Origin of the sequence: Sphingobium algorifonticola (genome assembly GCF_004005485.1) — a bacterium.
Classification (GTDB): Bacteria; Pseudomonadota; Alphaproteobacteria; order Sphingomonadales; family Sphingomonadaceae; genus Sphingobium; species Sphingobium algorifonticola.
The window spans coordinates 15,676-27,888 of record NZ_RZUL01000014.1 but is presented as its reverse complement, the minus strand read 5'-3'; the positions used below and the strand labels follow the sequence as shown (position 1 = coordinate 27,888).

Below are 12,213 nucleotides of genomic sequence, written 5' to 3'. Positions count from 1 at the left end.
CACAAGCGCGTCGGGCGTTCCTGCATGATGGAAGCGTCACACCCGACGCGCTTGTGCCGGTCGGGCAGCACGAATATCAAACCGGCAGACTCTCGTTATGACCGCGGGACCAGTGGGGGGCAGGTCAACGGTGATGATCGATGCGACCTACCTGAAGGCGCACCGCACGGCTTCGAGCCTGGCGGTAAAAAGGGGGATCTTGGTCGCCTGATCGGCCGCACCAAAGGTGGCATGAACACCAAGCTCCACGCCGTCACCGATGCCAACGGCCGCCCCCTGAGCTTCTTCATGACCGCTGGTCAGATCAGCGATTACATCGGCGCGGCGGCGCTGCTCGACGAGTTGCCGAAAGCGCAATGGCTGCTCGCCGACCGAGGCTATGATGCCGACTGGTTCAGGGAAGCCCTTGAGGAGAAGGGCATCAAGCCCTGCATCCCAGGCCGGAAATCACGCAATGAGCCGATCAAATACGACAAACGCCGCTACAGGCGGCGGAGCCGTATCGAGATCATGTTCGGCCGCTTGAAGGACTGGCGCCGGGTCGCGACCCGCTACGACCGATGCCCAACCGCCTTCTTCTCCGCCATCGCACTCGCTGCCACCGTCATCTTCTGGCTCTGACCAATGAGTCCTGACCCTAAGCGGCGTCGCGCATGACTTCAACAACTTGCTGCAAGTGGTCGCCGGCAATCTGCAGCTGCTTCAGCGCCAGATCACCGAGGGAGATCCCCGGAGGCTGCGCATCAGCAATGCACTCGCTGGTGTCAACCGCGGCGCCGAACTAGCCAAGCAGCTGCTGGCCTTCGGGCGGCAACAAACGCTCGAGCCGCGGCCGGTCAACATCGGCAGGCTGATACACGGAATGGACGACATGCTGCGCCGAACCCTCAGTGATGCGGTCGAAATCGAGACGGTTATGTCGGGCGGGCTGTGGAATTGCATGGCTGATCCCACGCAAGTCGAGAACGTCCTGCTCAATCTGGCGATAAATGCCCGCGATGCCATGAGAGGCGTGGGAAAGCTGACAATCGAAACCGGAAATGCGATCCTAGACGACAACTATGCAAGTTCCCATCCTGACGTAGCGCCGGGCCGCTACGTGATGCTCGCCGTCACCGACAACGGACCCGGAATACCTGCCGAGATACGCGAGAAGGTGTTCGAGCCGTTCTATACGACCAAGGCGCCCGGTCAGGGCACCGGGCTTGGGCTCAGCATGGTGTACGGGTTCGTGAAACAATCGGGCGGGCACATTAAGATCTACAGCGAGCCGGGTGAAGGCACGACGGTCCGAATCTATCTGCCCCGAACCCTCCGCGAAGAGCAGATACCTGAACGGCCAGCCACATCTGACTTTCCGGACGGCGGCAGCGAGACCATATTGGTGGTCGAGGACGACGACGATGTCCGCGCGACGTCTGTCGCGCTGCTGCGCGATCTGGGGTATCGCGTGTTGGAGGCGACCAACGCCGACAACGCCTTGGTGATTGTCAAAAGCGGCCTGCACATTGATCTGTTGTTCACTGACGTGGTTATGCCCGGGACATTGCGGAGCCCGGATCTAGCTCATCAGGCGTGCGAGCAATTGCCGCAGCTAAGGGTCCTCTTTACGTCCGGGTATACTCAAAATGCAATTGTGCATGCCGGACGGCTTGACGAGGGGGTCGAGCTAATCGCCAAGCCTTTCACCCAGGAAGCCCTCGCCCGCAAAATACGACGGATGCTCGGGAACGACGATCAGCCTGTTGCATATCTTGCCGCAGTTGCCGGGACGGATAACACCGGGGTCAGCAACGCCGTAAGCTTGCGTGTCTTAGTATTAGAAGATGAAGTACTGATCCGCATGACGTTGGTCGAAGTACTTGAAACAATGGGTCATAAAGTTCAAGAGGCAGGCAGTATCGGGGAAGCTCGCAAGCTCATAGCTTCCGAAAAATTCGATGTCCTGATTACGGATCTAGGGCTTCCCGATGGCTCAGCGACCGATTTCGTACGGGAGTGCCGCAAGGCTGACCCCGCCATGACGATCGTTATAGCGTCTGGAGGCGAAGCAAGCCAAGCTTTCGCCGACGCTGAAGCAAGCAGATTTCGCACGCTGCGCAAGCCCTATAACGAGGAGGCTATCAGAAACGCGTTGAGGCCATCTGACTAGAACAGTAGCGTTACACCACCGAAATCAGCTTGGAATTTTCGAGACGGCGCGGATCCACTCGTCAATCTCGGCCTCAACCCAAACCGCGCATTTAGGGCCAAGCGATCGCGACCTTGGGAAACGCCCTTCGCTCATTCGCTGGTAGATGGCGGAGCGGCGCAGTCCCACGCGGGCGATTACTTCCGGCAGGCGCAAGAGCCGCGCGGGCGGAGGTTCTTGGGTTGGTTGAGGTGTGTGCGCTTCATCCAGTGTTGCATTCGGCATTGTTGATCTCATTCGCTTGGGTTCGGTCCCCTCCGAACTCTCAGGCTACCGTGACAGTGGCATCGTGATGTCTCGGCCCACGAAATCATCGATGTGCTTGGCAAGCATTCGTGCCACAAGCTGTGAGGTGCCGTTGGCCCACCGAGGCCGCAGATCCTCAATCCGCCGTCCGAGGGTCCGCTGAAGATGGACTGGGAGGCTAGTGAAGAACTCTTCGAGAAATTCGCCCATCTCGCCATGCATCCACTCGCAGGCGAGATCTTCCTGCCCGGCGAGTGCGAGGATCATGGATGCGCGGGGATGGGCTCTACAGGCGGAGAGCACACGTGCTGCTTCGTCGAGCCCGATAGGCCGCTCGCCGCGCGCAAGGCGAAGCAGGGTCTCGCGATGCATGCCGCATTCATTGGCAATCCGGTGGCGAGGTTTGCCAGCGGCTTCGATCGCATGGGCGAGCACGCGTGCCAGGCTTTCATTGGCCGGTCTGGCGGCGGCGGTTGGATGGTGCATGGTTGTCTCCTAGGTTCTGCACTGGTGCGACTCGCAGGCATAACGCGAAGCATCCCATGTAGGAAAACGAAAAGAACATAAACGGAACATCTCGTTTAGAGGCGAATCAGTTCCTTTATCCGAGTCGTCGCCAAATCCCGCCTCCCGGGACGGCGTTCACCGACACAAAATGACTGATGGTACGCCTTTATCGTCGATTTTATGCGTTCAGCGGGAAAAGATGCGTCCGCATCCTTCCACCTCCAGACGGTATTGCCGCTGAACACTTTCCTACGAACATTTCCTAGATGCATGTGGAACACACAGCGAACGCAAGAACGCTGTGACCACCCCTCCAACCGGAGCTTCACATGCAGTCTCTCACCCTCCCCCGGCGCGCCAGCGTCAAGGGCCTCGGCAAGACCCTCAACATTGCCATCCCGGTCGCAATCGCGGCGCTTGCGGCGAGCGCCGCCTATGCCGGCGCTGACACGACCTTCACCCCTGCCCTCACGAAGTTCACCGACTTTCTGGAAGGCTCGGGCGGCAAGATCATCACGGTTCTCAGCCTCGCTGGCGGCCTGATCGGTCTGGCATCCGGGCGTTTTTCGCTCGGTCAGGTCGCCGTTCCGGTGGGTGTCGGCATCGGTGTCGGCACGGGTGTTCCGATCGTCACCTCGGTTGTGACCGCGGTCCTCTGAGCGCGGCAAGGGAAGGCGGCGTCGCCATGGCAGACCCATACATCATTCCTCGACGGCTCGATGACCCGGAGCTTATCGGCTTCTGGACCATCGACGAGTTCGCGGGAATGCTGGCCCCCTTCACCTGGGGGATCCTCACCCAGCATATCTTTATCGGCATCATAGTCGCCTTCGGCGCCTGGTTCGCATTGCGAAAGGCAAAAGCAGGACGCGCCAGCTCCTGGGTAGCCCACGCCGCATACTGGTATCTGCCAGCAGGATTTCTGGGCCTAAAGGCAACGCCGCCTTCCCACTGCCGACTACTCGCCGGTTGAGGGGCACTTTCATGTATTCCGACATATCCCACGAACGGCAGCAATCGCTGCTGCGCCAGCGGAACCTCTTTGCGCTCACCAGCGCCGGCCTTGGCCTTGCACTGGTCGTCGCCGGGAGCCTTGCCGCCACCCGCGACCGCGAAGTGGTGCTGGTTCCGACTGTTCCCAAAGCGCTCACCGTGAGCAGTGCCGGGGTCGAGGCCGATTATCTCGAGCTCGTCACCCGCGATGCGGCCCTTGTTCTTCTCAATCGCAGTCCGGAAGGCCTCGATTACTGGATGAACGAGATCCTGAAGCTCGCTGATCCCGCAAGCTATGGCCGCCTCAAGGCCGAGCTCGTCCGGATCGTCGAAGAGCAGCGGGGCTCGGACGTCACCCAGGCTTTCGTGATCCGGTCGATGACGGTCGATCCCAAGGGCCTGACCTCGGATGTGACGGGCACGCTCAAGACCTTCGTCGGCGCGCAGGTGATTGCGAGTGACGAACGCCGCTTCCGTTTCAGCTGGACTTACCGCGGCCTTCGCCTCGCGTTCTCCGGGTTCGCCCAGCTCCCCCCACAGGACAAATCGAAGGAGGCCCAGTGATGGCTTACCGAAAGGGGACCCATACACGGGGTCTATTTCTGAGCGCGGCCGCTCTGCTCACCGCAGCATCCCCCGCTCATGCCGCCGACCAGTTCAAGCAAACGGCTGACGGCGCCGGAATCGAGTGCAGCGTTTCAGCGCGCGAGCTGACCCGCTTCGCATTGGTCGACGACCAGTTCGCCAGCGTCTCGAAGATCTCGACCGGCACACCCTACAACGACTTTGCAGTGACCAACGAGCCGGTGCGCGGCGACATCTATGTGTCGGTGCCGGAAACTTACGCGGCACAGTCGATCAGCTTCTTCACCACCACCAAGAAGGGCTTCGTCTACAAGGTCGCGTGCCGGGTTGAGCAGATTCCGGCGACCCAGGTCTTCATCACCAACCCCGCCATCGCCAAGAACCGGGCGGCGGATTGGGAAAGCCAGACCCCGATCGAGACAAGCGCCGTCAGGCTCATCCAGGCGATGGCCAATGACCGGACGGTCGACGGTTTCGAGGTCCGCCAATCGACTGCCATACCCGCACGGGTCGGCGATCTCGAAGTCCAGCTCATCGCTGATTATCGCGGCGCCAGCCTCACCGGGAAGGTCGTCCGCATCCACAATCGCGGAGCGAAGAGCGTGACGCTCGCCGAACGCGATCTCGCACCGCGCGACACGCTCGCCGTCTCGATCGCCGAGCCAAAGCTCGAACCCGGGGCCAGCACCACGGCCTTTGTTGTCGGCGCAAGCGGGGAGACTGGCCATGACTGATCCAGTCAATGCGAACGGCACGCCCCCTCTTCAGGTCGAGAGCGCGACACCTTCCGAACTTTCCGGACTCAACGCCCGCACCGCGCGCCGTCAGAAGCTGCTGCTGGGGTCGCTGGGAGCACTCGCCCTCATCGGCGGAAGCTGGTTCATCCTTGGCGGCGACGACAAGGACAAGACCGGCGATCCCAATGCGGCGCAGACGATCGACACGGCAGGCCTGGTCAACCGCGACCTGTCGCAGCGCGAGTTCGTCGCGACCTACGGCAACCGGCTCGATGCGGTCACGCGCGAACAGAAGGCGCTGAAGGATGGGAGCATCCCGCGGACGGAGATCGAGGCGCAGCTGGCGGCTCTCAAGGCCGAAAACCAGGCCATGCGTGTCGATGGGCAGGCCGCGATTGATGCCATTTCTGCAGAGAACGCCGAGCTCAAAACGCAGCTTGCCGCCCAGCCCGCAACGACTGGACCCGCTGTACCGCCACCGGCCTACGGACCCCAGGCAGGCGGTTATGACGCGCGGGGACGTTCGCCTCAGCCCAGTGCTGTTTCCGCAAGCGGTGATCCGCAGGGCGGCATGATCCCGTCGCCCGGCGAGGTGAAGCTGATGAGCTTCAGCTCCGACAAGGCGGCAAGCAGTGGTCTCAAAGTGGGGCGCCCCGATGCCCCGCCGATCGTCGTCGAGGATTCGCCAGATTACCTGCCGCCCAATTCCTATGCGCCGGCACGCGTGATCGTCGGCGTCGACGCCTCGGCAGGCGTCGCCAGCCAGACCGATCCGCTGCCCGTGGTGCTGAGGATCACAGGGCCTGCTCGATCCGTGATGCAGAACGGAAAGGTTCTGACCACCCGGATCCAGGGCTGCGTCGTCAACGGCGCGGCACGCGGAGATCTCAGCAGCGAAAAGGTCTATGTGAAGCTCGCCCGCATGACCTGCGATCAGCCTGGCGGCAGGGTCGCAGTGAGCGAGGTCAAAGGCTTCATAAGCTTCGCTGGCAAGTCCGGGGTCCGCGGCCGCGTCGTCAGCCGCGAAGGCAGCCTCGTCAGCCAGGCCCTGCTGGCCGGGATCGTCGGCGGCTTCGGGCGCGGCTTCTCGGCCAATGCCAACAGCGTCTTTTCCGGCGTCACGACCAACCCCGACGGTAGTCGCTCCAAGCTCTCGGCCGGCGACATTCTTGGTGGCGGGCTTGGCCAGGGTGCCGCCGATGCGGCCGACACGGTCAGCAAATACCTGATCGAGCGCGCCGAACAGTACCAACCCGTCGTCGAGATGCCGACCGGCATCGATGTCGAGATCGTGTTCCTCGACGGCGTCTACGTGAGGAACTCCCAATGATTGAAAATACTCTCCTCGAGCAGGACAATCGGCGGCGCCGCTGGTTGCGTGCCAGCGCCGGACTGGCGGCGATCATCGCCGTGTCGGCTGCGACGGGATGGGGTGTGGCAAGCCTTGCAGCCCCTGCTGCCGCTCCGGACACGGCGAAGGTTCGAGAGGCGCTCAAGCTGCGCCTGCCCAAGACGCCGATCGACGCAATCAACTGCAAGGGCCTTGGCGGCCTGTGCGAGGTCGCGTCCAAATCGACGCTCTTCTACGTCGACCGGGCCGCGAAATATCTGGTAATCGGCCGGGTCTACGACATGGAAGCCCGTCAGGATCTGACGGCCGCCCGATTGCTTGCCCTCAATCCCGACCTGTTGGCAGCGGGGGCAGCGCGGCGCAGCAATCCTGAAACACAAGCGGAAGGCAGCCCGAGCGCAGCCGCAGCGTCAGCCCGGAACACCCCGCCGCGCCATGTCCCGCTCGGCAAGCTTCCCGCCAAAGGCGCGATCACCTGGGGTCCTGCCAATGGTCCGCGTGTCGTCGTCTTTTCGGACTTCCACTGCGGCTATTGCAAGAAGCTCGAGGCCGAATTGAAGGCGATCGGAGCGCGGGTCGAAGAGCGGCCGATCTCGATCTTCGGAGCGGAAAGCCGGCGCGATGCCGAACGGGTGCTGTGCTCGCCGCGGCCTGAGCTGGCGCTGCATATGGCCTACTCGGGTCTGGCGCTCGCCAATCCCAAACCCTGCGACACAAGCGGGCTCGATGCCAACGAGGCCTTCGCGCGGGCCCACGGCTTTGGCGGCACACCTGTGATCGTGCGCCCCGCCGATGGCGCTGTTCTCGAAGGCTTCCGGCCTGCCGCCGTGCTCCGGGACTTCCTGCGCGCTGGCCCCTCCCTGGCCCCCACCCCTGCTCCCAAAGGATAGACCCATGCGTTTTCCAACACGTCTCCTTGCCTGCGCCTGTCTGGCCGGTCTTGCCAGTGGCTGCGCCACGTTCGGCACCAACGTCGAGGGCGATTTCACCTGCCGCGCGCCGAAGGGCGACTGCGCACCGGCTCACGTCATCGATGCCAAGGCGACGGACAATCTGTCGAACGGCGTGCTGCTCCATGCTGACGCGCGGCAGAGATCAGGCGTCGTGGATGCCGATACCAGCCGCACCGCGGAACGCACCTTGCGCGTCGTCTTCCCGGCTCATGTCGATGAAGCTGGAACGCTGCATGACGAAGCGGTCGCCTGGACCGTCGTCGAAAATCCGCGCTGGGCCACCGAGCTGCGCCGCAAGGCGGGCGAGGGCCAGGGCGGATCCCTGATGCGCCAGGTCCATCGGCAGCTGAAAGCCGCCCAGAGAGCCCCAGCACCGGACGGTGCGGAAGGAGACCCGAACGTAGCTGACGAGGCGTCGCCCTTCTCGTCTGCACGCGACGACGCGGGTCAGGCTGGCGGCATCTGGGGCGCCGATGCCCCCAGTCCCTTCAACGAAACTTCAGATGCCTCGCCGCTGGTCCTCCCCTCCACGGCGCGCGAGGCCGTTGCCGGTGCCAAGGCACCGGCGGTCGAGGGGTTCGACACGTCGCCTCCCCCGCGTGATCGAGCCCCTCGGCCTGAGGCGGGGCAGAGCGCTCCGGTGTTCCCGAGCGCAGCGGCGATTGAAGCCGCAAAAGCTGCAATCCGCCCGGCAGTCAGAACCGGCGAACAGCCGATCGTCAGCACCTCTCAGCCCAAGGAGCCCAAGTGATGGCCGAACAACTCAAGACCGTCGTCGATCGGCTGCTCAGCGGATTGCTGGGTGATGCCGAGCACGCCGACAAAGCGCGCCCGCAGCTCATGGTCGACATGCTCTCCGACTGGCTCCCCTACCGGGTCTACGATCCGGCAACCCGCCTTTACTTCAACGCACGCTCGAAGGGCTTTGTCCTTTCGGTTACGCCGCTGATCGGAGCCGACGAGCGCACCGGGGAAATCCTGGGACAGTTCTTCTCGGAAGGCCTGCCAGCAGGTGCCTGCCTTCAGGTCCTCCACCTTGCCAGTCCGCGCATCAGCAGGATCGTCGGCCCGTGGTTCGCGCCGCGGTATATGCAAGGCGGGGTGTACGAGGCGATCGCCCGGCACCGGGCGCGGCGGCTCTATTCGCTCGTCTGGGAGTCCGGCTCTGCGGACGCGCCGTTCCACGCCCGTCACCACCAGGTCATCGTCTCGGTCGGGGTGCCGACATCGAAGGCAGTCAGCAACGAGGATCTCAAGCAGACCCGCGAAGGCCTGATGGCGATGCTGAAGTCACTCAACCTGGGCGTGGTCGAAGTCGGGCCGGAAGCGCTGATCGCCGTCATCGACGATCTGACTTCGCCCACCACCGCCCCGCAGAACGATGAGGTGCCCTACAATCCGAACGATCCGATCGCATCCCAGGCGATCCGCCACGACATCGAACTGGTGGTGGCTGAAGACCGCATGCGGCTCGTGACCGAGCGTTTCCGCCCCACTGGCAAGGTCAACGACGGGGTGCCCGAGATCGGGACCGTCTATCCCGACGCCTTCGACGTCCGGCATTTTGCCGTGCGCAACATGCCATCGCGCTGGGCCCCGTGGGAATGCGCGCGGCTGATCGGCGACCTGTTCACCGACAAGCTGCGCTTCCCCTGCCCGGCCGCCACCATGCTGTGTCTGGTCTATCCGGACCAGGAAGCGGCATCGGCCAAGGCCGGCTTCAAGTTCATGCGGACGACCAGCCTCGCCGGTACCCGCAGCGCTCGGTTCCTGCCCCGGATCGGGGAACAGGCTGCCGAGTGGCAACATGTTCAGGCCGAGCTCCAGGAAGGCCGCCGCCTCGTGCGGGTGTTCTACGGCGTGACGACCTATTCGCCGGCGGGGCAAGGCGATCGCCACGAACGCGCAATCAAATCGATCTACAAGGCGGCGGGCTGGGATCTCACCGACGAGCGCTATCTCCAGCTCCAGGGGCTTCTCGCGGCGATGCCGCTGACGCTAGCCGACGGGCTCGGGGCCGATATGGAACGGCTGAAGCGGTTCAAGACCGTGTTGTCGACGACCGCAGCCAATATCGCGCCCATGCAGGGTGAGTATCTTGGAAGTGCCCATCCTCACCTGCTGTTCGTCGGGCGGCGCGGCCAGCCCTTCTTCTGGTCCCCATTCGAGAACGAGGCCGGCAACCATAATGTCGCGATCTGCGGCAAGTCGGGATCGGGCAAGTCGGTGCTGCTCCAGGAAATGTGCGCTGCGCTGCGCGGCGCCGGCGCGCAGGTTGTCGTGATCGACGACGGCCGCAGCTTCGAGCATTCGGTCAAACTGCAGGGCGGCCGCTTTGTCGAGTTCACGATTGCAGCGGGCTTCTGCCTCAACCCGTTCTCGATGATCGATGCGACCCGTGCCGCCGAAGACGAGGACTACCGCCTCGACTGCTTCGGGATGATCAAGGCCATCGTCGGGCAGATGGCTCGCCACAGCGCAAAGCTGACGGATACCGAACGCGGATTGATCGACCGGGCGGTCAACCTCGTCTGGGCCCAGCACGGCGCGGCTGCCACGGTCACGACCGTCGGCGAGATGCTGGCCGGTCTCGGGCATGACACTGCCGCTGACATCGCAACCGCGCTGGCCCCCTACATGGCGGGCGGAACTTACGGCGCCTTCTTCGAAGGCCAGGCAAGCCTCGACCTCGATGCGGACTTCACGGTTTTCGAGATGTCCGACCTTGCGAGCCGGGAGGATCTGCGCAGCGTCGTCCTCTCAGCCATCATGTTCATGACCAGCCAAGCCATGACGCGAAGCCCAAGGTCACTGCGCAAGCTTCTGCTGATCGATGAAGCCTGGTCGATGCTCAAGGGCGGTTCGATGGGTGAATTCGTCGAAACCTACGCCCGGACCTGCCGCAAATATGGCGGCGCGCTGGCGACCGCTACCCAGTCGCTCAACGACTACTACAAGTCGGACGGGGCAACGGCGGCGCTCGAGAACAGCGACTGGATGCTGATCCTTCAGCAGAAGCCGGAGACGATCGCCGATTTCAAGGCGAGCAAGCGCCTCGATATGGACGATCGCACCGAGACGCTGATCCGCAGTCTCAAGCGCTCCGGGAGCGACTATTCCGAGGTGTTCATCAAGGGGCCGGAGACCGAGGCGATCGGGCGGCTCGTGCTCGATGACTATTCGGCAACGCTCTTCTCGAGTTCGCCCCAGACCTTCGCCGCCATCGATGCCGAGATCGCGCGCGGGCACCAGCTCGCCGATGCCATCGAGCGCATCGCTCATCCCAACCGCTGACACCCCATCACCAAAGGATCCCTATCTCCATGCCTCTTACCCAAGTCACCCCCTTCGACCGGACCGACCCGTCCGAAGACGAACAGCCCGTCAGCCCGCAGGTGCAGACCTTGCGCTCGCGCATGGCCGATGGCTGCTACATCCTGCTTCGCGGCTGCCTGTTTCTCGGCTCATCCTATCTGATGGCGCTGGGCCTGCCGCTGCTGTTCTTCCTGCTGTTGTCAGGCGGCAGTCCCGATGCCTTCTTCGCCCATGTTGCCAATCTCGGTGACCGCTTCCTGGCGGCCGACCTCGCACGGCGCGTGACATTCCTCGGCCAGTGCAAGCTCGTTCTGATCGGTCTCGCGACGCTCGTCGTCGCGTGGCGCATGCCGCGCTTCATCCGCGATCTCTACCGCGAACTTTCGGGAGAAAAGCTGTGAAGAACATTCTGGCAACATCAATCCTGCGGGGGCGGCTTTCAGCGATCAATCTCACCGCTGTCGTGGTCGGCGCTGGCATGGTCGGCCAGGTTCTGTGGGGTGTCTGGGCGACGGACAAGTTGCTCACCCTGGAAAAACGCGAAGTCGTCACGGTCCAGCTGAGCCGGATCATGGGCGACTTCGTCGAAGCCGAAGCGCGTGCCGGTCGGCCGCCTGAAGAAACCAGACTGCGCGTCCAGGCCTACCTCAAGGCCGTGGAAGCCTCGGTACAGAAGCTCGGACGCGAAGGCCGGACAGTTCTGGTTGCCGAAGCAGTGGTCGCCGGGAGCACGCCGGACCTGACCGGGTCTGTGCGTGCCGACGTCGTGCGCCGCATGGGAGCCCTTCCCGATGCTGCCCGCTGATCTCTTGATCCGCTCAGCTTCGGCGCGCCGGCTCGTGCTTTGGGGGGGGCTCGGCGCCGGGGCACTGGCGCTCTCCTCGCTTGCCGCCTTCGCGCAGGGCCATGCGCTCATGATCAACGTGAGCCCCAGCCTACCCTACTGGGCCATCTGGGTCACGCGGGGGGCAACCGTGCACCGCGGGGACATCATCCTGTTCGACCCGCCCACCTCGCCTTTGTTGGTCAAGCATTTCGGGGCGAAGCCCAAGCCGTTCGGCAAGCGTGTGAGCGGTGTTCCGGGCGACATCATCACCGAGCAAAACCGCATCTACTTCGTCAACGGTGAGGCCGTGGCCAAAGCCAAGCTTGAGAGCCGCCTCGGCGAACCGCTGGCGCTTGGACCTACGGGGCGCGTGCCGAAAGGCTGCTACTTCGTCACCAGCGAACACAAGGATGGCTTTGACAGCCGCTATGCCGCGATCGGTTGGATCTGTGGGCCGCGCATACTCGGGGTCGGGAGGCCGATCCTGTGAGGCTCCTCACTTTGCCCGT

The 12,213-nt window shown here is 63.5% G+C and carries 14 protein-coding genes and 1 pseudogene; 13 read left to right on the top strand and 2 right to left on the bottom strand.

Going from position 1 to position 12,213, the window contains the following annotated elements:
* Positions 1-124 precede the first annotated feature (124 nt).
* A pseudogene (locus ENE74_RS17195) lies at positions 125-621 on the top strand (IS5 family transposase); the annotation flags it as partial.
* A gap of 55 nt (positions 622-676) precedes the next feature.
* Positions 677-2,152, top strand: a complete 1,476-nt coding sequence (locus ENE74_RS17190; RefSeq protein WP_241242074.1) for a response regulator — start codon at positions 677-679, stop codon at positions 2,150-2,152.
* 24 nt (positions 2,153-2,176) lie between these two features.
* Here the strand turns inward: ENE74_RS17190 and ENE74_RS17185 are convergent, their stop codons facing one another.
* Both ENE74_RS17185 and ENE74_RS17180 read right to left on the bottom strand, forming a co-directional pair.
* Positions 2,177-2,416 carry an AlpA family transcriptional regulator gene (locus tag ENE74_RS17185; protein WP_127692103.1) on the bottom strand — a complete coding sequence of 80 codons (240 nt, stop codon included), beginning with the start codon at positions 2,414-2,416 and terminating at the stop codon, positions 2,177-2,179.
* A gap of 45 nt (positions 2,417-2,461) precedes the next feature.
* The gene (locus ENE74_RS17180; RefSeq protein WP_127692102.1) at positions 2,462-2,923 is read right to left on the bottom strand and encodes a transcriptional regulator; all 462 of its coding nucleotides are present in this window, start codon (positions 2,921-2,923) and stop codon (positions 2,462-2,464) included.
* Between the two features lie 350 nt (positions 2,924-3,273).
* Here ENE74_RS17180 and ENE74_RS17175 point away from each other — a divergent pair, with 350 nt between their 5' ends.
* The 11 genes from ENE74_RS17175 to ENE74_RS17125 are packed head-to-tail and all read left to right on the top strand — an operon-like array spanning position 3,274 to position 12,194.
* Positions 3,274-3,603, top strand: a complete 330-nt coding sequence (locus ENE74_RS17175; protein WP_127692101.1) for a hypothetical protein — start codon at positions 3,274-3,276, stop codon at positions 3,601-3,603.
* A gap of 26 nt (positions 3,604-3,629) precedes the next feature.
* The gene (gene traL / locus ENE74_RS17170; RefSeq protein WP_020819170.1) at positions 3,630-3,917 is read left to right on the top strand and encodes a type IV conjugative transfer system protein TraL; all 288 of its coding nucleotides are present in this window, start codon (positions 3,630-3,632) and stop codon (positions 3,915-3,917) included.
* An 11-nt stretch (positions 3,918-3,928) separates the two neighbouring features.
* On the top strand, positions 3,929-4,501 hold the full coding sequence (locus ENE74_RS17165; RefSeq protein ID WP_127692100.1) for a type IV conjugative transfer system protein TraE: 573 nt from the start codon (positions 3,929-3,931) through the stop codon (positions 4,499-4,501).
* Positions 4,501-5,256: a type-F conjugative transfer system secretin TraK gene (locus ENE74_RS17160; protein ID WP_127692099.1), complete on the top strand. Its 756-nt coding sequence runs from the start codon at positions 4,501-4,503 to the stop codon at positions 5,254-5,256. The genes ENE74_RS17165 and ENE74_RS17160 overlap by 1 nt, the downstream gene beginning before the upstream one ends.
* Positions 5,249-6,589, top strand: coding sequence for a TraB/TrbI/VirB10 family type IV secretion system protein (locus ENE74_RS17155; RefSeq protein WP_127692106.1), 1,341 nt, complete (start codon positions 5,249-5,251; stop codon positions 6,587-6,589). Before ENE74_RS17160 ends, ENE74_RS17155 begins: the two co-directional genes overlap by 8 nt.
* The gene (locus ENE74_RS17150; RefSeq protein WP_127692098.1) at positions 6,586-7,500 is read left to right on the top strand and encodes a DsbC family protein; all 915 of its coding nucleotides are present in this window, start codon (positions 6,586-6,588) and stop codon (positions 7,498-7,500) included. Before ENE74_RS17155 ends, ENE74_RS17150 begins: the two co-directional genes overlap by 4 nt.
* A 4-nt stretch (positions 7,501-7,504) precedes the next feature.
* On the top strand, positions 7,505-8,314 hold the full coding sequence (locus ENE74_RS17145) for a conjugal transfer protein TraV (RefSeq protein ID WP_127692097.1): 810 nt from the start codon (positions 7,505-7,507) through the stop codon (positions 8,312-8,314).
* On the top strand, positions 8,314-10,857 hold the full coding sequence (gene traC / locus ENE74_RS17140; protein ID WP_127692096.1) for a type IV secretion system protein TraC: 2,544 nt from the start codon (positions 8,314-8,316) through the stop codon (positions 10,855-10,857). The genes ENE74_RS17145 and traC overlap by 1 nt, the downstream gene beginning before the upstream one ends.
* 29 nt (positions 10,858-10,886) lie before the next feature.
* Positions 10,887-11,279 carry a hypothetical protein gene (locus ENE74_RS17135; RefSeq protein WP_127692095.1) on the top strand — a complete coding sequence of 131 codons (393 nt, stop codon included), beginning with the start codon at positions 10,887-10,889 and terminating at the stop codon, positions 11,277-11,279.
* Complete coding sequence (locus tag ENE74_RS17130) at positions 11,276-11,683, top strand: type-F conjugative transfer system protein TrbI (RefSeq protein ID WP_127692094.1); 408 nt, start codon at positions 11,276-11,278, stop codon at positions 11,681-11,683. Before ENE74_RS17135 ends, ENE74_RS17130 begins: the two co-directional genes overlap by 4 nt.
* Complete coding sequence (locus ENE74_RS17125) at positions 11,670-12,194, top strand: S26 family signal peptidase (protein ID WP_127692093.1); 525 nt, start codon at positions 11,670-11,672, stop codon at positions 12,192-12,194. Before ENE74_RS17130 ends, ENE74_RS17125 begins: the two co-directional genes overlap by 14 nt.
* The last annotated feature ends 19 nt before the right edge of the window (positions 12,195-12,213 follow it).

Bases quoted from the DNA above. Each gene is read 5' to 3' on its own strand.
- ENE74_RS17185 (WP_127692103.1), bottom strand. From the start codon at position 2,416: ATGCCGAATGCAACACTGGATGAAGCGCACACACCTCAACCAACCCAA.
- ENE74_RS17180 (WP_127692102.1), bottom strand. From the start codon at position 2,923: ATGCACCATCCAACCGCCGCCGCCAGACCGGCCAATGAAAGCCTGGCA.
- ENE74_RS17175 (WP_127692101.1), top strand. From the start codon at position 3,274: ATGCAGTCTCTCACCCTCCCCCGGCGCGCCAGCGTCAAGGGCCTCGGC.
- traL (WP_020819170.1), top strand. From the start codon at position 3,630: ATGGCAGACCCATACATCATTCCTCGACGGCTCGATGACCCGGAGCTT.
- ENE74_RS17165 (WP_127692100.1), top strand. From the start codon at position 3,929: ATGTATTCCGACATATCCCACGAACGGCAGCAATCGCTGCTGCGCCAG.
- ENE74_RS17160 (WP_127692099.1), top strand. From the start codon at position 4,501: ATGGCTTACCGAAAGGGGACCCATACACGGGGTCTATTTCTGAGCGCG.
- ENE74_RS17155 (WP_127692106.1), top strand. From the start codon at position 5,249: ATGACTGATCCAGTCAATGCGAACGGCACGCCCCCTCTTCAGGTCGAG.
- ENE74_RS17150 (WP_127692098.1), top strand. From the start codon at position 6,586: ATGATTGAAAATACTCTCCTCGAGCAGGACAATCGGCGGCGCCGCTGG.
- ENE74_RS17145 (WP_127692097.1), top strand. From the start codon at position 7,505: ATGCGTTTTCCAACACGTCTCCTTGCCTGCGCCTGTCTGGCCGGTCTT.
- traC (WP_127692096.1), top strand. From the start codon at position 8,314: ATGGCCGAACAACTCAAGACCGTCGTCGATCGGCTGCTCAGCGGATTG.
- ENE74_RS17135 (WP_127692095.1), top strand. From the start codon at position 10,887: ATGCCTCTTACCCAAGTCACCCCCTTCGACCGGACCGACCCGTCCGAA.
- ENE74_RS17125 (WP_127692093.1), top strand. From the start codon at position 11,670: ATGCTGCCCGCTGATCTCTTGATCCGCTCAGCTTCGGCGCGCCGGCTC.